Below are 17901 nucleotides of genomic sequence, written 5' to 3'. Positions count from 1 at the left end.
GTGAAAGCAGCGCCTGATAGTTTCTAGGGCAGTTGCGGCAGTTGGGAACTATTCCATCCCCCGCCTAGAGCTTTAATCAGAAGGACAGTTGATTCAAAACGCCGACGCGTGATTTCGATATCGTTGCGCTGGTTCTGCAGCAAAGATGTTTGCCACGTAATAACCTGGAGATAGTTGTCCACGCCGTTCTCATAACGCGTATTGAACAAATCGAGAGATTGCGCTGCAGATGCGGTTGCATCGTGCTGCTGGTTCGCCTCGATCTCGAGGTTGTGAAGTGCGTTCAGATTGTCTTCCACTTGTTGGAAGGCCGTGAGCGTGGTCTGGCGGTAGTCAGCAATCGTAGCATCGTATTGCGCAAGAGCAATATCAGATGTAGCGCGACGGCGGCCATTATCAAAAAGCGTTTCTGAAAGTGTTGGGCCAACGGCAAAGAAGCGACTTGGCCATGTGAACCAGTTAACCGCGGAAGTCCCCATAAATCCAGCCGCAGCGGAAAGAGACAGCGTTGGGTAGTAAGCCGCGCGTGCAATGCCAATCTGTTCGTTAGCGGCAGCCATGCGGCGTTCCTTTGCCGCAATGTCCGGACGGCGCTCAAGTAATTGCGATGGCAGCATGCCTGGGATTGCAGGAAGGGCCAGCGATTCTACTGTGATGGGAGAAGGCGTAAGCGTGAATGAAGAAGGCGCTTTGCCAATGAGCACAGCGATGGCGTGCTCATAAGCCGCACGCTGAATATCGACGTCCGTAGCCAGTACCTGCGCGGCCTGCAACTGCGTCCGTGCCTGTGTTACATCGGAAAGCGGTGAGGCGCCACCGTTATAGCGGTCTTCCGTCAACTGCACAGCATCCTGAAATGCCTTCACCGTGTCATGCAACAGCCTGCTCTCGGCGTCGGCAGAGCGCAGACTAAAATAGTCAACTGCCAACTCGGCATGGAGCGAAAGGCGCGATGTTTCTAAATCAGCCGCAGAGGCTTGCGCCTGTTCGCGTGCCTGAGTGACGGTGCGGCGAATGCGTCCCCAGAGGTCAATTTCATAATCAAGGTCGAAAGGAAGAACAAAGTTCCCCTCTCCATTGTCAGCAGCAGATGAGTTGAAGTAGGGCTGATTCTTGGAATCACGCACAGCGCCGACACTTGGCCCCGTCGAGATCGTAGGCTTCTCTGCGGAGCGGTTCAGGCGAACAGCGGCTCTGGCAGCCCGGAAGTTAGCTTCAGCTTCCTGGAGTGTCTGGTTAGCCGTATCAACTTGCGCTTCAAGAGCATTAAGCTGCGTATCTTGAAACAACGTCCACCAGTCGCCCTTAAGCTGCGCATCACTGGGCTGCGCAGGTTTCCAACCATCCTCTGCCTTGAAGTTTTCCGGCAGAGGCTCTTTGAATGCGGGCGCGGTTGGAGCGGAAGGACGCACATAATCCGGCCCCACGCGGCAGCCTGCAAGAACAAGCCCGAGCGCAGCAGTTCCAGAGAGAAGAATTGTGTTTTGCCAGCGAAGCTTCCTCATTGCTTGCCTCGCGGAGAAACAAGCTGAGCATGCACTTCTGTGCCTGCAGCCAAGGAATCAGGTGGATCAAGAACCACCTGATCGTTCGTTGTGAGTCCGGAAGTAATCTCGACCGAGCTTCCAAAGTCCTGACCAATCGTCACGGCAACAAGCTCGACGCGGCTATTGCGTACAACTCCGACACGCAGGCCTTCAGAGCGGAAGAGCAGTGTATTCGAGGGCAGTGTGACAGTGTTGGACGAAGCTGGCAGGTGGAAGTGCACAAACACATATGCGCCGGGACGAAGAACCCCTTTTGAGTTATCGACGTCAACTTCGACATTCAGCGTACGGGTGGTATGGTCAATGGCATTAGCATTGCGCACAATGGTGCCGGAAATTTTAGCGCCGGGGTTGGAGTCCTGTGTGAGCATTGCGTTGTCGCCGTTATGGATAGAATCGGAGTAAATCTCAGGCACGGCAACATAGACGCGCAGTTTTTCAACTGCTGCGAGATGGAATAGTTCACGTGGATTATTTGAGCCAGAACCAGCATCGATCAGGTCGCCAATATCCGTATTGCGGGCAGTGATAACACCGTCGAATGGCGCAATAATGCGCTCGTAGCTTTGAAGTTGTTCAAGCCGGCGAACATTCGCGCGGCTTGCATCCACAGCCGCCTGCGCAGCAATGTAGTTGCTGCGGGCTTGATCGGCTTCCTGCTGCGAGACAGCATGCTTGGCAAGCAGTGCCTGCCAGCGATTACTCGTTACTCCGGCAAGTTGTTCGTTTGCCTGCATGCGCTCCAGTTCAGCGCGCGACTGCTGCAATTGCTGATCGATTTCCGGTGTTTCAATTTCAGCAAGAAGCTGCCCTTTGCGAACACGTGCGCCAATGTCGAAATACCACTTCTTGAGGTAGCCATTCGTGCGCGAGTAGATAGGAGTTTCCGTAAATGCTTGCACGTTGCCTGGTAGCGTAAGATCGCCTGACTGCGACCCTGCAATCGGCTGCGTAACATTGACCGAAAGAATGGCAGCCTCGCTCGTCGCCTGCGCAAGCTTGTTCTCGCTCGCAGAGCGCTGGTAAAGCCCGTATCCAATTGCAGCAAGCAGGGCAATTGCGGCAATGATTCCAATCGTGCGCCCACCACCGGGGTTCTCCGGCGTGGCCGATGCGTGGCCGGCATCTTCGTGCGCGGGCACCACATCTTCTGTTGCAGAGGCTGCCACTTTTTGCTCCTGTGCGGTCATCCGTTTCTCCATTTCGTTCGTGGCGCTCATGCGTGCTCCTCCACAAGGCGTTTCTGTTCACGTGCCTTTTGGCTCTTCTTTGAGCCATGAATGAGTGCAAAGACGGTAGGCACAAAGAGCAGCGTAGCAACTGTTGCGCAAAGCAGGCCGCCAACAACAGCGCGCCCAAGCGGTGCATTCTGTTCGCCGCCATCCCCAAAGCCGAGTGCCATGGGTACCATGCCAATAATCATTGCCAGCGCTGTCATAATGACGGGACGGAAGCGTGTAGCTCCCGCTTCAATTGCAGCTCGAACCGCATCGCTATGGTCTTCCAGGCGCGTCTTGGCAAAGGAAACAACCAGGATGCTGTTTGCCGTAGCCACACCCATACACATAATGGCTCCCATCAAAGCCGGAACGCTCAGCGTGGTGTGCGTCAGGAAGAGAAAAAGCACAATGCCGGCCAGCGCGGCGGGTAGCGCCGTAATGATGATGAATGGGTCCACCCAGCTCTGGAAGTTCACCACGATCAGCAGATACACAAGCACAATCGAAAAGATGAGGCCGCCAAGCAGTCCAATATAGGAGCTGCGCATTGTTTGCACTTGGCCTTTGAGCGTGATAAAGGTGCCGCGTGGAAGCGACTTCGAGTTATCGTTCAGAATCGTTGTAAGCTGTTGGCTGATGCTGCCCAGATCGCGTCCTTGAACATTACCGTAGATGTCAACCACACGCCGGATGTTGTAGTGGTTCACCACCGACATTTCATGGTTGCGCGACACGGTAGCCAGGTCGCTGAGAATCTCAGGATTGGAAGAAGCAGCCGCAGGCGTCTGCGTGCGCGCCGTCCGATTGATGGGGATATTCTGCAGGTCCTGCATCGAATCCATCTTGTATTGCGGCGTCTGAGCTACCACGTTGTAGTTCACCATGTTCTTCCAGTTGAGGAAGAACATAGGAGTTACCTGGAAGCTGCCGCTAAGTGTATTGAGCACGCTGGTGGCCACGTCGCGCTCGGTGAAGCCTCCCTGTACAGCCTTTGTGCGGTCCACGTCCACCTGCAGCGTCGGGTAGTCGAAAGGCTGTTGTATACGCAGATCAGTAAGCCCCGGAACCTGGCGCATCATTGCAAGAATTTTGTCAGCCTGTGCCTTGCTGGCATCTACATCGTTGCCTTCAATTTGCACGTCAATCGGGGCGGGTATGCCGAAGTTGAGAATCTGCGCAGTAATATCGGCAGGCAGCGTGTAGAAAGTCGCCTGCGGAAACATGCGCGGCAAATTTGCGCGCAGGGACTTCACATAATTAGCTGTCGGGTGATGCTCGGGTTTAAGAGTGACAAGGATATCGCCGTCACTGGCGCCAAGTGTGCCGTTCGTTAGATGCTGCGTATTCATCGTGCTATACGGCATGCCAATGTTGTCGAGAATGTTGTCGATTTCTGAGGCAGGAATCTCTTTGTGCATTTCAGCTTCGACCAAGTCGAAGAGGCGGGCAGTATCCTCAATGCGCATGCCGGACGGTCCGCGAACATGCATGATGAACTGGCCGCTGTCGGTGTCCGGGAAGAAGTCTTCACCGAGAAAAGGAACAAGCGCAAACACAATCAGGCAGACGCCGAGAAAGACAGGGATGAAAATATACCGGCGCAGTACCAGGGCCTGCAGCAGCGCGTGATACCTGGTGCGTATGCGCTCGAATACGCGTTCAAAGCCACGCTGAAAGCGTCCAAAAAATCCCTTGGTAGCCGCGCCATGCTCTTTGGCGCGCAGCAGATACATCGCCAGCGTGGGAACCAGCGTACGGCTAAGAACATAGCTGGCGAGCATAGCAAAGACCACAGCCTCTGCAAGCGGGACAAAGAGATAGCGCGCCACACCGCCAAGGAAAAACATCGGTAGAAAGACGATGCAGATACAAAGTGTGGAAACCAGTGCTGGTACGGAGATTTGTGCAGCGCCTTCCAGGATGGCTTCACGTAGTCCGTAGCCATCCTCGAGGAACCGCTCAATGTTCTCAATTGTGACAGTAGCGTCATCCACAAGAATGCCGACAGCCAACGCCAGGCCGCCAAGTGTCATCGTGTTGATGGTCTCTCCAAGTAGCCCAAGAATGATGACCGACGTGAGAATCGACAATGGAATGGACACGGCAATGATGAGCGTGGAGCGCCAACTGCCAAGGAACAGCAGAATCATTAGCGCCGTCAGTGCGGCGGCAATAATTGCCTCGCGTACCACGCCTTCCACGGCGGCACGAACAAAGACGCTCTGGTCCGAGAGTGCTGAAATCTTCAACTCTGGCGGAACCATGCTGGCCACGCGTGGTAGCAAGCCACGAACGCCTTGCACAACATCGAGCGTGGAAGAGTTGCCGTTCTTCAGAACCGAGATAAGCACGCCGCGGTGTCCGTCTTGCCGCACCATGTTGGTCTGTATCTGGAAGCCGTCACTTACGCTCGCAACATCTCGCAGGTAAATCGTGGTGCCGTTAACTTGCTTGAGGGGGACGTTAGCAAGCTCTGCTACAGTGCGCGGCGTTCCATTGGTGCGCACATCATACTCAGACTGGCCAATCTTGATGGTGCCCGATGGCGTGACAACATTCTGCGTGGACAAGGCATCGAGAATGTCTCCAGGAGCAATGCCCTTCGATTGCATCGCAGCCTGATCCATGCTGATGTTGACCTGGCGCTGCTTACCTCCATAAGGCAGAGGAATAACCGCGCCGGGCACCGTTACGAGCTGGGTACGAACATAATTTGTGGCATAGTCATTCAGTTGAGATTCCGACAAGCCATTGCCGGAAACACCCAGTTGCAGAATCGGCACACTGGATGCGGAGAAGTTGATAATCTGCGGCGGAAGAATCCCCGGCGGCAACTGGCGCAGCAGGTATTGTGAAGCCGCGGTAATCTGTGCGTTAGCGGTATCGAGAGACGCGCCGGGCTGCAGAAAGACCTTGATAACAGCCTGGCCGTTATATGTGGTCGATTCGATGTGCTGAATGTTGTCTACAAGAGTGGTGAGCGCCTTTTCATAAGGCGAAGTGAGTCGCCCTTCAACTTCTTCCGGGTTGAGCCCCGTATACTGCCAGCCGATCGAGATCACCGGGATATTGATATTCGGAAAGATATCTGTGGGCGTGCGCAGAATCACCACAGGCGCCGCCAGCAGGATGAGCAGCGCCAGGACAATGAAGGTATAAGGCCGGTTAAGGGCTAGTTTAACGATCCACATGCAGTCCGAGCCTCATTTTTCACAATTCTCCGGGGAAGATAGATTCCGGTATATTTATTGATTCTACTTCCATCTAAATGTTTCACAGTTATTCCCGTTGTTAGCCATCGGGAAAACCGATACCATGAGGATGGAATGGAACTCAGGCACCTGCGTTACTTCGTTGCGGTTGCGGAATCAGGCAGCTTTAGTGCGGCTGCGCGCCTTTTGCACGTAGCGCAATCTGCCATCAGCGAGCAGCTTGCAAGCTTAGAGCATGAGATAAATGTCTCGCTTTTCTCACGACTGCCTAAGAAGACGGAATTGACTCCTGCGGGAGATGTGTTTCTTAAGGAAGCCCGGAGCATCCTCGCGGCTACTGACAGAGCCGTGCACATGACCCAGAGCGTGCATCGCGGAGAAGCTGGAACCTTGCGTGTAGGTTTTTTTGCCGGAGGCTCTGGTGTTAATTTCCCCAGGCTGATCCAGAGTTTTCGTAAACGCTATCCCGGCGTCCACCTTTCGCTGCTGGAAATGGCTCCTGCACAGCAGTGGCCGGCATTGGTCGATGGCCGGATCGACGTTGCTTTTTCTCGCCGACTGGAGCCGGAGTTCCACGCAGAGCTGCGCGCCATCACAATTCATCAGGACCCGATTGTCGCAATTCTTCCCAAGAACCACCCCGCCGCGCCGGGGCCAGTGGATTTGCGTGACTTAGCCAATGAAAATTTTGTGCTATCGTCGCGCGAAACCTCACCGGTAGTTTTTGACAAGGTAATCGAACTCTGTTCAGAGGCTGGATTTTCGCCGCGCATCGCCAGCATCTCTTCGGTCTGGTCAAGCGTTGTACTCATGGTGCAGGCAGGGGAAGGCATAGGCCTCTTGCCAGTAAATGAGCAGCAATTCCGTACTCGCGACCTGGCTTTTTGCCCACTCAAGGCAAAGGATGCGTTTGTGGATTTTGTTATCGTCTGGTCGCCCAGGCACGAAAATACCCTGATCCGCAGTTTCCGAGACCTGGCGCTAATGCACGTGACGCATCCCATATCGCAATAGTCCATGCACGGCGGCATTAAAGGACTAAACCAGTAGACTTATCTTGCATGAAGAAAATCGGCTTCCTCTCATTCGGCCATTGGACGCCATCTCCGCAATCGCACACGCAGTCAGCGGCTGACACGCTCCTGCAGTCCATCGATCTAGCCATTGAGGCCGAACGCCTCGGCGCAGATGGGGCTTACTTCCGCGTTCATCATTTTGCACGGCAACTGTCATCCCCGTTTCCGCTGCTCGCGGCAGTTGGAGCCAAGACGCAAAGCATTGAAATAGGCACTGCGGTAATCGACATGCGCTATGAAAACCCTCATTACATGGTCGAAGATGCGGGTGCTGCCGATCTTATCGCTGGCGGACGCCTGCAGTTAGGCATCAGCCGTGGTTCGCCAGAACAGGTCATCAATGGCTGGCGCTATTTTGGCTACAGCCCGGCTGCAGGTGAGACCGATGCGGACATGGGCCGAAAACATGCCACGGAATTTTTCGAGCTGCTGCGAGGCGAGGGCTTCGCGCAGCCGAATCCACGTCCCATGTTTGCCAATCCGCCAGGACTGTTGCGTCTTGAACCCCACTCGGAAGGATTGCGTGATCGCATCTGGTGGGGCGCAGGCTCCAATGCAACTGCCATCTGGGCCGCCAAACTCGGAATGAATCTGCAAAGCTCAACACTGAAAAATGACGAGACAGGTGAGCCATTCCATATACAGCAAGCCACCCAGATTCGAGTCTTCCGCCAAGCCTGGAAAGACGCTGGTCACACCCGTACCCCTCGCGTTTCCGTCAGTCGTAGTATCTTCCCGCTGATGGACGACCGTGATCGCGTTTACTTCGGAAGAAGTGGGCAGCAAGAGGACTCAATCGGCTTCATCGACACAACCACGCGGGCAATCTTCGGTCGCAGCTACGCCGCCGAGCCGGAGCTCCTGATTGAGCAGCTTAAGGAAGATCAGGCAATCGCAGAGGCAGACACGCTGCTGCTGACTGTCCCAAACCAACTTGGAGTTGCCTACAATATACATGTCCTGGAAGTAATTCTGACAGTGGTTGCTCCGGCTCTCGGATGGCGCTAAATAGCGGAGCGACCATTGTGTCATCGCTTAGAAAAGTTCATCCGTCGAAATCGCCGCGTAGATCGAGATCGTTCTCTCTGCGCCGGGATGAGCAAGGGCAGACGCATAAGTATCGCCCATGGGGAGATCATAAAGTGTCCAATTCTTCTCTGACGCTCCATGCACCTCGTCTTGAAGCCATGGCCTTTTCACATCTGGAAGGACATTGACGGAAAATCTGTCAAAATGCGTGAGCAGCCCTCCGCCAATTGCTTTGGCATAAGCCTCCTTACGCGTCCAGCACGCAAAGAATGCGCTCTAGTTCCTGCGGAGAAAGCCCGTGAAGCTGTTGCTGCTCTTTCGCAGAAAACATGCGACGCATCACCTGGTCCATTATTGGCAACGCTGCGAAGCTGCTCAATGTCGATGCCCACCTCCTCCTCGGAAGAAAAGGCATAGGCGGCGACGTTTCCTGAACGCGAACCATTGAAAAATATGTGCGCATCACTTTGTATGGATGGTTTGCCATGAGCCATATATGCAAAACGAATTGTGTTGGGTTCTCGATTGAGGTAGTGGCTGAGCAAAGAACGAAGCGCGGCTGCGCAAGTACAAATGTATTTTGCGTCGCGCGTGAGCCGATGCAACTGGCGCAGCTTTATTTTGACCTGCTCAATGAGCTGAACGAAACGCGCGCACAGTATGAGAGGGAATACTTCTCGCTTGTCTTCCTATCGCCTGAACCTGCGCGGGCCAAGTGTCGCGGTGCAGACAACCTGTTCAACGTCTCTGGTCGCCGTCTCCCTGGCATGTGAAAGCCTGCTCAGTCGCAGATGCGACATGGCATTCGCAGGTGGTGTTACCGGACGCGCTGCAAATCATAGCGCTTCGCGGACGGCCTATCTCCAATCTCCCACACGGCGCAATGCTGGTAGTGATGACGTCTGCCGATGCGCTCGACGCGTTCCTCCGCAAAGACGTTTCCGTTGCCGCAATCAACGCGACAAGCTTCTGCGTACTATCCGGCCCCAGCACCTCCGTGCGCTCTGTTGAAACAAAGCTAACCAAGGCAGGCATTGTAAGCCGCCGTCTCCACACCTCACACGCCTTTCATTCCGCAATGATGGACCCTATACTCGCCGAGTTTGAAGATGTCGTCGCGAAGGTTTCTTTGTCGCTCCCAGCGCGACCTTTTATATCGACACTTATTGGCAAATGGGTAGACGAGCAAGTAACCAATCCTTCTTATTGGAGCGAGCAGGTCCACCGTGCCGTGCGCTTCGCGGATGGAATCGGAACACTGCTTGAGAGCGCGCCGGCAAAAGACGCAGCGTATGTCGAGGTCGGTCCCGGCAACACGCTGACCACATTCACCGTCGAGAGAATGCGCAACGCAGATCGTACGCCATTATGTTTCACCTCGTTGCCCGGCCCGGACTCTCGGCGAGCCGACACAGAAGAAATTCTCTCCGCCGCCGGAGCTCTGGGCGCCAGCTGCGTTTCCATCGATTGGGACAGCTTTCATCAGAATGAGCCGGGCCGTCGTGTCAGCCTTCCCACGTATCCGTTTGAACGGCAAAGTTACTGGGTAGGCAAGCGGCCAGAAAACCCCGCAGCACTTGCAGAAGTGCGCGACACATCACAATGGCTTTACCTGCCGGTATGGACAGAATCCTCATTGGACGGCATCGATGCAGGTAAACTTGCAGGCCAGCGCATTGCCCTCTTTGATGAACCGGGCCCCCCGGGGCAAATGATCGCAGACAAGCTGGCCGCGCATGGAGCAAACGTAATCCGCGTGACACGAGGCGAAAGCCTGCAACGCACAAGCGAGACGGAATTCACTGCGGGAACTGTATCGAAGGACGATTTCAAAATACTTGCGGAGAAGATCAGCCAATCGGAGCCACGCCTTGCCGCTGTGTGTATTGTTGGGGCGCTACTGAGCCCGCCGATACCACACTGGATGCCGCGTCCGTTGCCGCGTTGTCTGCCCCTATGCACATCGTTAGCGCCTTCAGCATGCAGCCTACTGTCCGTCCGCTGCCAGTGATATTCGTTTCACGCGGAACAGTAAAAGCCAATAAGGAAGATGCAGTTGACCCGAACCGCGCGCTAATTGCCGGCATGTCCCGTGTCATTCCCCAGGAGTATCCCGGCATTCGTACATGTCACATGGACGTGGACGCAGCAGATTCCGTACCGCAGATGGTAGTGAGCGAATTAACCGGCGGACTACCTCAGCCCTGTGTTGCCTTGCAAAAGGGAAGCCGCTTTCTTGAAACCTACGTGCCGGTGAAAGCCGCGCAAGGACAGGAGCAGGTGGCCCTGCCGGCGAATCCTGTTGTTCTCATCACGGGCGGCCTGGGACATATGGGGCTTCATCTTGCAGAGGCCCTATTTCACCGTCTCCATGCACGCCTCGTTCTTCTGGGCCGCAACACGTTGCCTGATTCATCGCAGTGGCTCACCAAAAGCGAAGATGCCGCTCTGCCCGCAGAGCAGCGCACAATGCTCAAGCGTTTGGCTTTGTTACAAGCAAAGCGGGATGACGTGCTGGTCCTAAAAGCCGATCTGAATCATGCCAAGAGGTTCAGGCTGCTGTGGACGCAGCTATTTCACATTTCGGATCCATTGATCTTGTGATCCACGGAGCAGCGCGCATTGATGCTGCCGCCTTTGCCACCATCGCAGAAACAGGCCCAGAGCAGATTGAAGCACAGTTTTCACCCAAGCTGCGCGGTCTGGAGCATCTGGCAAATGCCATGCAAGACCACGAGCCGCGTCGATGGGTTCTCCATTCCTCAATCTCCACAGTTCTTGGCGGGCTTGCGCAGCCTTCTTATTCCGCAGCAAACGCCGTGCTCGACGCCTTGGCTCTGCGTGGAGGAAATCGCTGGCTCAGCATTGATCGGGATGCGTGGACAATGCTGCCGAGGCGCAGAGCCTTAGCCCCCCACTCGCGATCAATCCCGCCGAAGGCGGCAATGCCTTCCTGCGACTGCTTCGGCTTCCGCTTGGCCTGCGTGTTTTGGTTGCCATCAATCTTGAGGAACGGCCCAATGCATGGGTTGGACATGCAGCATCTGACCAGGCTGGTGCAGATGTCGAACGTCACCCTCGCCCAAACCTGACCACCGCGTATCAGGAGCCACGAACGGAGACAGAGCACAAAATAGTCGATATCTGGGCCTCGCAACTCGGCCTTGAATCCGTCGGCATCCACGACCGCTTCTTTGACCTCGGCGGCATTCGCTGCTGGCCGCTCAAATCGCATCGCAAATCTGCGATACATTCCAGATCGAGCTGCCGGTCCTGAAGCTCTTTGAGGCTCCTACCGTATCGGAACTCGCCGTCATCGTAGGCAACGCGCAATCAGGAGCTCCAAAAGTACAGCAGCCTGAAACTCCCGCTGCGGAGATAAGTGGTAACCAGCCAGAGCTGCTAGGCAATGCGGCAGACGTTGCGGCGAAATCAAGCTATCGCAGCTTCTATAACGATGTATCGCGGCGGCTGGGATAATCCGGAGTCGGCGGCGCGTCCTTCTTCCTCAATTACGGTTATGTCAGTCTGGGCAATGGAGACGAAGCCCGCTTTGAAGTTCCAGATGGCGTCTTCAATCGAAACTCCGTGCGGCTTGCCTTTGAGCTCATCGGAGACACCATGCTACAGAACCAGGCTGTCCTTGATGTAGGCTGCGGACGCGGCGGCACGGTCGCATTGATGGCAGAAGCATTCGGCGCAAACGCTACAGGTGTTGACCTCGCTCCGGAAGCGGTAGCCTTCTGCCGCAAGACACACACGCAGTGCGCATATTTTGAAGTAGGAGACGCTGAGCACCTGCCCTTTGACGACAACTCATTTCAGATAGTGACGAATGTTGAGTCGTCGCACACCTATCCGAACCTCCGCGTCTTTTATGCAGAGGTCCGCCGCGTCCTTCAACAGGGAGGCCGTTTTCTCTACACCTACCTTCTGCCAGTAGAGCGCTGGATGGAAGTTCGGATGCTTCTACCTTCGCTAGGACTTGCAATTGGCAGCGAACGCGAAATCACCGCTACGCGCGCAGAGGCCTTCGGCGGACATACCGAGATGATCGATAACTTCCTCGCCGTGCCCGGTTTCGGAGTCTATGAGCAAATGCGCAACGGCGCGTGGCAATATCGCATCCTGCGCGCCACGCGCCGTTAGCATTCAAGAAAAAGTCAGTAGCAGCCGCATCCATATTCGGAGCGATATGCCCCGCAGTGATTCGATAGCACTGCCACGGCAATCACCAGGGGCCGAATGTCGCATCCTTCCGCCCGCAGTGTTGCATAGGCCACTTTGCAGGAATCAACCTCCCCCACTTACGGAGGCGTTGTTATCTGCTTTCACGTCAGAACCCTTTACATCAGAATTGCCGCATTGCACAGGAACCGTAAGCAGTACGGTCTTTTCCCCGCAGGGAGGCAGTGTGAACGTAGTATCAGAAAGCGTTGCCTGCCATCCCAACTCCGTGCCTGACTGCGTAGCAAATGTACCTAGAGTCAACACAACATTCCGCTCACGCCGCGTATCATTTTCAAGGGTAATGGGAATCAAGCGAACTTCCCCGCAACGGGCATACTCTACAGCGTCCGCGCAGTGAACGTGGCAATCGCATTCACAATTGCAATCATGCTCATGCCGTTCGTGTTGCTTGCCATATCTGCTTGGAGATTCATATTTCGTTGAACCTGTGTTGCTCAGCATGTCGCTCAACTGCTGCAGAATGGTGGCCGGGCTGCTCACCATGTTGTTATATGTGGTCTGCGCGCTGTTCACATACTCGGGATAGGTCATCATCTTCATCTGGCGCGAATCGTGGCAGTAGCCATAGAAAAACGCCGGGCCATTGTTGCCCGCACTCTCATGAGAATGACAACGATACTGTTCTGTGTACATGTCTGTTCCTTCCGTCTCAAGATTTCGTGTACGGTCCCTTCAAACGGTTTCAATCATCCACGCGGACACGCAGTCCGCCCGCTCCGCGCGGTGCATCCGATACAGGTTGGACAGATCTCCGGGTAGGTTCTTTCTCCTGTTCGCAAGGCGGGCACGGATGTACATTTTTGGGCGTGTGCAGCTTCATGACCGAAGTGCCTGACAAGTTAAATCCCAGAATCTCCATACCCATGTACGTAATTCCGAAGTGTTGCGAATACGGTTGCTCCATATGAATAGGCGGCAACGGCGCTAGGCGAATAGTCTGGCAGGAATCAACAACAACGGGCTTCAGATCGATAAGTGACTTGGAATCGCTCTCCACGGAAAGCGGCTCAATCTTCAGATCGAGTGGATCAACCTTGACCTCAACCGGGTCTACCTTCAACTCAAGGCTCGACGTGGATGTTGCCGTACCGTTACTCGTCGATTGCGTAACAACCGGCTGTATCACCGCTAGGTTGGAGTTAACCGTGACGGGCTGAAGGTCCAGGTCAACCTGCAGAGGAGAACTTGTGCCTCCCACTCCAAGTGTGTAATTGCTGGGGATGCTAACGCTGCTGCCGCCTTTGCTCACGCCTCAAAGGCCTCCTCTTTCACTGGACCCGCTTGTCAGGATGGTTTATCCGACCCCACCTTGGCAGTGGTATAGATATCCACCTCAAGGGTGGCGTTATAAAGCTGCAGGTTTGCATGGTAGTGGCGCAGCGGCTTAAGTCCCGCAGGCAAAACAAACTCCGCCTCAGCTGTTACTCTTTGCCCAGGATGGATAGTGAGTGGCAGGCGATTGATAAGCAGCGTATCCACTTCAAGCCTAGCCTATTCGTCCAGCAGGCCCTTCACCATCGTCTCGACGGACGTTTTATCCGAATCATGCAATCCAGTAAGCAGGCTGCTGACAATGTCGAAGGAATCAAAGATGGTCGCCTGGCACTGAGAGCCGGTAGACAAGTCTACGTTACCGGCATTTTCAATCACGAATTGGCGCGTGTAGGAACTGGCGCTTCCGGCAAGCAACGTGATTTCACCCGGAGAAATACGGAAGTCAACCACTTCGGTAACTTGTGCCGTTGCAGACATGGTTTTGCCCGCCACCGTTATCTCAAAGTCATATTTGCTGGGCCGGGTAGTCGGGTCCAGCGCAATATAACTAGGCACACTAGCCTGCTGACCGGGATAAAGCTTCGCATGAAATGGGATTTCGTTAAGCGGCAGGCCTGCAGGCCCTTTCAGGCTCGCCGCATTGACAGCAAAAGAGCGAACTTTCTCTCTCGCAGAGCCGGTATTGCCTAGTGGAATATTTCCAGCGAGAGCTTGGGGTGGACCAAAGAATAGGAGCGGAGCATCAACAGCCGCAGGCTGAATGGCAACCTGAGCCGTGGACGCCCCGTATCGCCAGCGTTCATAACGTCTCCAAGCCTCCTGATTGACCGGCAACTCGGATGCCAAACGATACCAGCATTTTGAGAGCAATGTCAACGGTTTTCCTGATGAATACTTGGAGTATTTGAGTAAGCTTTTTTCTGGCGAATATCCAGATCGTGATTGACTAAACGCACTACGCAAAGCACCCGCTCGCAGCCACTGTTGAAGTTTGTAAAACAGCCTCGGAATCCCCGCAGGCTTCCCTGTTGAGACACCACTAGCTCCAAAGCCACAGCTCTTTTAGCGTAGTCGCAGAAATTCTTGTGTTCTACCAGTGAATTTTATATATCGCTAATGATAAATTGTTGCCGGACCAGTTCTACCGGATTGACTGCACCGAACTTTGCGGCGCGCCGGAGTTGGTTCAGTCACCAATCAGAGAGGGGAAGAGTCCATGAGGGTATCGAGGCGAGAATTTTCAAAAACTATCGCTGTTGCCGCATCAGGTTTGGCAGTCAGCGGAAAAAGCATGCAGGCCTGGGCACAGATTCAGGGCGAACACATTGCAACCTCAACACAGCATCCAGTGCCATCTATTCAGGACACAGAGACACCAGCGCAGAAAGACGCGCGTTTGCGCTGGTTCCGTGAGGCGCGGTTTGGAATGTTTATCCATTGGGGGCTTTACGCCATCCTTGCAGGGCGTTGGCAGGGGAAAGAAGTTTCAGGCATTGGCGAATGGATTATGAATAGCGGCTCCATCTCTGTGGCGGATTACAAGGCGCTCGCAGCGAAGTTCAATCCAACGCAGTTCAGCGCAGCCGGAATTGTAGGGCTGGCAAAGTCGGCTGGCATGAAGTATATCGTCATCACCTCCAAGCATCACGACGGTTTCGCCATGTTCGACTCCAAGGCAGACCCGTTCAATATTGTTCAGGCATCGCCATTCAAACGCGACCCCCTGAAGGAGTTGGCAGCAGAGTGCAGGAAGCAGGGCGTGAAGTTGGGCTTCTATTATTCGCAGGACCAGGATTGGACAGCACCCGGCGGTGCCGCATATAAGAGAGACGATCATCAGCCGCCGACCTTCCACTGGGACCCCGCTCAGAACGGTGATTTCGCCACCTACCTCCGCAAAAAAGCAATTCCGCAGATTCGCGAATTGCTGACCAATTACGGGGAATATCCAGCGATTGTATGGTTTGACACGCCCACAAAGGACATGACGCCGGAGTTAGCCGGTGAAATCGTGAAGGTGCTCAACGAGCATCCAAAACTGATTTGGAACAACCGGCTTGGCGGTACTTACAAAGGCGATACGGAAACTCCCGAGCAGTACATTCCGGCACAAGGCTATCCTGGACGCGACTGGGAGTCGTGCATGACCATGAACGACACCTGGGGCTATAAGCAGGACGACCTCAACTTCAAGAGCACCGAAACGCTGCTGCGCAACCTCATCGACATTGCCAGTAAGGGCGGAAACTATCTGTTGAATATCGGTCCAATGGCCACTGGCGAAGTACCGACTGTGGAAGTAGAGCGACTGCAGCAGGTGGGCAAATGGCTGGCGGTTAATGGCGAGTCCATCTATGCCACGCAGCCAACGTTGTTTGGCGCGGAAGCAGGTTCGTTCTCCCCGACAGAAAAGGATAAGCAGGGCAAGCCGAAATTCATCCCAAGCTGGAAGTGGCGCTCAACCACAAAGGCTGATCGAATCTATCTCCACCTGTTTGAATGGCCGGGAACAACATTCCATCTGGATAACGTGCCGCGCACCGTCACTGGAGCTTATCTGCTGGCCGACGCATCCAAAAAGCCCTTGAAGGTAACACAAAATGGGCACAGTCTGGATGTAGCACTTCCACCACAAGCGCAAGACCCAATTGCAACAGTTGTAGTCCTGAAAACTGCTTAGCCGTTGCTCATCACGAGCCAACGTTATAAACATGAGAAACAAATCAAGAATCCCGGCTGTCCAGTCTACTGCCTTCAGCCGGGATTCATCGTTCAGCACAAACATCGGCCAAAGAGCAGGGACTACTGCATGACATCCAATCTTCCCCAAACGCCAGCGCTGCCAGACACAAGCTCCATCGCCATGCCGCATCCAAAGCAACCGCGTCCCATCCTCATCATTGGTGCAGGTGGCATCGTTCGCGGAGCCCACCTGCCCGCATATGCCAAAGCAGGTTTCCCCGTTATAGGCATTCTGGACCAGGTTCCGGAGCGTGCTGAAACTCTGGCCGCAGAGCGTGGCATCTCACACACATTTCAAAACGTAGCGGAAGCTATACAATTCGCCCCAGCGGACGCAGTGTTTGACGTAGCGGTTCCCGCCTCGCAGTTGGTTCACATCCTTCCTCAACTCCGTGACGGTTCCGCAGTCCTGATGCAGAAGCCAATGGGCGACAACCTCGAAGAAGCCGCAAAGATAAGGGATATCTGCCGGCAAAAGAATCTGGTAGCCTCAGTAAATTTTTCTCTGCGCTACTCTCCAAACAATCTCGCCGTATGCGCACTCGCAGACGCGGGCCTGCTGGGCAAGATGCACGATATCGAGGTGCAAACCAGCACCTACACGCCGTGGAATCTCTGGACATTCCTCGCCACAGCGCCGCGGCTTGAGATTCTCTACCACAGCATCCACTATTTCGATCTGATCCGCTCATGGATGGGCAACCCGCGCGCCGTATCGGCAAAGACCGTAAAAAGCCCGCATGCAGCTAATCTGGCGCCGACAAAAACAGTAGCAATCCTGGATTACGGCGATGCAACGCGTGTCTTTGTTGCTGCCAACCACAGCCACAACTTTGGCGCGGCTCATAAACACAGCTTCGTTCAGTGGGAGGGCGAGCACGGCGCAGCCCGTATAACAATGGGTGTCAACCTCGACTATGAAGCAGCAAAGCCAGACTCCGCCGAATATGCACGATACGGCTCCAACGAGCCCGCATGGACCGCACTTCCCATCAGTGGAAACAACTTCCCCGATGGTTTCATGGGAACAATGGGCGCGCTGCAGGCATACATAGAGGGCTCTGCCTCCACCTTGCCCTCACACTTTGAAGACGCCTACCAAACCATGGCCCTGGTAGAAGCGCTCTATCAGTCCAGTGAAAACAGAACCGCATGGGTTCCGCTCAACAACTAAGGTCTGGCCACTAGCCAAAATCTACATCAGAAGGAGAAATATGAAGCGATACGGCATGGTCATTCGACTGAGACCCGAGCACGAAGAAGCGTACATAGTCGCGCATAAAGCTGTCCCAGCCGATGTGCTGCGCACCATCGAGGAATGCAACATCCGCAACTACTCCATCTTTCTGCGAAACTCCGTGCTCTTTGCGTACTTTGAATACATAGGCTCAGACTTCACGGCGGACATGACAAAAATGGCCGCCGACCCCGCAACACAGAAATGGTGGACGTTCATGAACCCCATGCAGGAGCCCTATCCAGACCGGTCTCCCGGAGACTGGTGGGCGTTCACGGAAGAGGTCTTCCACACCGATTGAGAGGTCGCAAT

15 protein-coding genes and 4 pseudogenes are annotated in these 17901 nt (G+C 54.7%); 11 read left to right on the top strand and 8 right to left on the bottom strand.

Annotated elements, in window-relative coordinates:
- Positions 1 to 23: 23 nt before the first annotated feature.
- The 3 genes from AC5S3R_RS03080 to AC5S3R_RS03070 are packed head-to-tail and all read right to left on the bottom strand — an operon-like array spanning position 24 to position 5958.
- A complete protein-coding gene (locus tag AC5S3R_RS03080; protein ID WP_494265173.1) occupies positions 24 to 1505 on the bottom strand; it encodes an efflux transporter outer membrane subunit in 1482 nt (493 codons plus the stop codon).
- Entirely contained in the window at positions 1502 to 2767 is a 1266-nt protein-coding gene (locus AC5S3R_RS03075; RefSeq protein ID WP_494265172.1) for an efflux RND transporter periplasmic adaptor subunit, read from the bottom strand. Before AC5S3R_RS03075 ends, AC5S3R_RS03080 begins: the two co-directional genes overlap by 4 nt.
- The gene (locus tag AC5S3R_RS03070) at positions 2764 to 5958 is read right to left on the bottom strand and encodes an efflux RND transporter permease subunit (protein ID WP_494265171.1); all 3195 of its coding nucleotides are present in this window, start codon (positions 5956 to 5958) and stop codon (positions 2764 to 2766) included. Before AC5S3R_RS03070 ends, AC5S3R_RS03075 begins: the two co-directional genes overlap by 4 nt.
- Positions 5959 to 6093: 135 nt before the next feature.
- Between AC5S3R_RS03070 and AC5S3R_RS03065 the strand changes: the two are divergent.
- The 3 genes and pseudogenes from AC5S3R_RS03065 to AC5S3R_RS03055 form a co-directional block, all read left to right on the top strand.
- Positions 6094 to 6264 (top strand): annotated as a pseudogene (locus AC5S3R_RS03065) (LysR family transcriptional regulator); the annotation flags it as partial.
- Between the two features lie 69 nt (positions 6265 to 6333).
- Positions 6334 to 6993: a LysR family substrate-binding domain-containing protein gene (locus tag AC5S3R_RS03060; RefSeq protein ID WP_494265405.1), complete on the top strand. Its 660-nt coding sequence runs from the start codon at positions 6334 to 6336 to the stop codon at positions 6991 to 6993.
- A gap of 47 nt (positions 6994 to 7040) precedes the next feature.
- Positions 7041 to 8063 (top strand): LLM class flavin-dependent oxidoreductase, encoded by a 1023-nt coding sequence (locus tag AC5S3R_RS03055; protein ID WP_494265170.1) that lies wholly within the window; start codon positions 7041 to 7043, stop codon positions 8061 to 8063.
- A gap of 27 nt (positions 8064 to 8090) precedes the next feature.
- On the opposite strand, the pseudogene AC5S3R_RS03050 reads toward AC5S3R_RS03055, so the two are convergent.
- Positions 8091 to 8345: pseudogene (locus tag AC5S3R_RS03050) on the bottom strand (4'-phosphopantetheinyl transferase family protein); the annotation flags it as partial.
- 399 nt (positions 8346 to 8744) lie between these two features.
- On the opposite strand from AC5S3R_RS03050, the pseudogene AC5S3R_RS03045 reads away from it, so the two are divergent.
- The 3 genes and pseudogenes from AC5S3R_RS03045 to AC5S3R_RS03035 form a co-directional block, all read left to right on the top strand.
- Positions 8745 to 8849, top strand: a pseudogene (locus tag AC5S3R_RS03045) (beta-ketoacyl synthase N-terminal-like domain-containing protein); the annotation flags it as partial.
- Between the two features lie 46 nt (positions 8850 to 8895).
- Positions 8896 to 10095, top strand: coding sequence for an acyltransferase domain-containing protein (locus AC5S3R_RS03040; RefSeq protein ID WP_494265169.1), 1200 nt, complete (start codon positions 8896 to 8898; stop codon positions 10093 to 10095).
- Positions 10041 to 10864, top strand: a pseudogene (locus tag AC5S3R_RS03035) (SDR family NAD(P)-dependent oxidoreductase); the annotation flags it as partial. The gene AC5S3R_RS03040 and the pseudogene AC5S3R_RS03035, both read left to right, overlap by 55 nt.
- 20 nt (positions 10865 to 10884) lie before the next feature.
- Here the strand turns inward: AC5S3R_RS03035 and AC5S3R_RS03030 are convergent.
- Complete coding sequence (locus AC5S3R_RS03030; protein ID WP_494265407.1) at positions 10885 to 11337, bottom strand: hypothetical protein; 453 nt, start codon at positions 11335 to 11337, stop codon at positions 10885 to 10887.
- On the opposite strand from AC5S3R_RS03030, the gene AC5S3R_RS03025 reads away from it, so the two are divergent.
- Entirely contained in the window at positions 11298 to 11564 is a 267-nt protein-coding gene (locus AC5S3R_RS03025) for an acyl carrier protein (RefSeq protein ID WP_494265404.1), read from the top strand. The genes AC5S3R_RS03030 and AC5S3R_RS03025 overlap by 40 nt on opposite strands.
- Before the next feature lie 48 nt (positions 11565 to 11612).
- Positions 11613 to 12233 carry a class I SAM-dependent methyltransferase gene (locus tag AC5S3R_RS03020; protein ID WP_494265402.1) on the top strand — a complete coding sequence of 207 codons (621 nt, stop codon included), beginning with the start codon at positions 11613 to 11615 and terminating at the stop codon, positions 12231 to 12233.
- A 144-nt stretch (positions 12234 to 12377) separates the two neighbouring features.
- Here the strand turns inward: AC5S3R_RS03020 and AC5S3R_RS03015 are convergent, their stop codons facing one another.
- The 3 genes from AC5S3R_RS03015 to AC5S3R_RS03005 form a co-directional block, all read right to left on the bottom strand.
- Positions 12378 to 12968 carry a hypothetical protein gene (locus tag AC5S3R_RS03015; protein ID WP_494265168.1) on the bottom strand — a complete coding sequence of 197 codons (591 nt, stop codon included), beginning with the start codon at positions 12966 to 12968 and terminating at the stop codon, positions 12378 to 12380.
- Between the two features lie 49 nt (positions 12969 to 13017).
- Complete coding sequence (locus AC5S3R_RS03010; protein WP_494265167.1) at positions 13018 to 13584, bottom strand: hypothetical protein; 567 nt, start codon at positions 13582 to 13584, stop codon at positions 13018 to 13020.
- Between the two features lie 242 nt (positions 13585 to 13826).
- A complete protein-coding gene (locus AC5S3R_RS03005) occupies positions 13827 to 14486 on the bottom strand; it encodes a hypothetical protein (RefSeq protein WP_494265166.1) in 660 nt (219 codons plus the stop codon).
- Between the two features lie 415 nt (positions 14487 to 14901).
- Here AC5S3R_RS03005 and AC5S3R_RS03000 point away from each other — a divergent pair, with 415 nt between their 5' ends.
- The 3 genes from AC5S3R_RS03000 to AC5S3R_RS02990 all read left to right on the top strand — a co-directional run bounded on the left by AC5S3R_RS03000 (position 14902) and on the right by AC5S3R_RS02990 (position 17890).
- A complete protein-coding gene (locus AC5S3R_RS03000) occupies positions 14902 to 16290 on the top strand; it encodes an alpha-L-fucosidase (RefSeq protein ID WP_494265165.1) in 1389 nt (462 codons plus the stop codon).
- A gap of 129 nt (positions 16291 to 16419) precedes the next feature.
- Complete coding sequence (locus AC5S3R_RS02995) at positions 16420 to 17526, top strand: Gfo/Idh/MocA family protein (protein ID WP_494265164.1); 1107 nt, start codon at positions 16420 to 16422, stop codon at positions 17524 to 17526.
- Positions 17527 to 17566: 40 nt separating this feature from the next.
- Positions 17567 to 17890, top strand: coding sequence for an L-rhamnose mutarotase (locus tag AC5S3R_RS02990; protein WP_494265162.1), 324 nt, complete (start codon positions 17567 to 17569; stop codon positions 17888 to 17890).
- The last annotated feature ends 11 nt before the right edge of the window (positions 17891 to 17901 follow it).

The organism is Occallatibacter sp. FHG110214_02, assembly GCF_059115385.1.
This window is presented reverse-complemented; position numbering and strand designations above follow the sequence as displayed.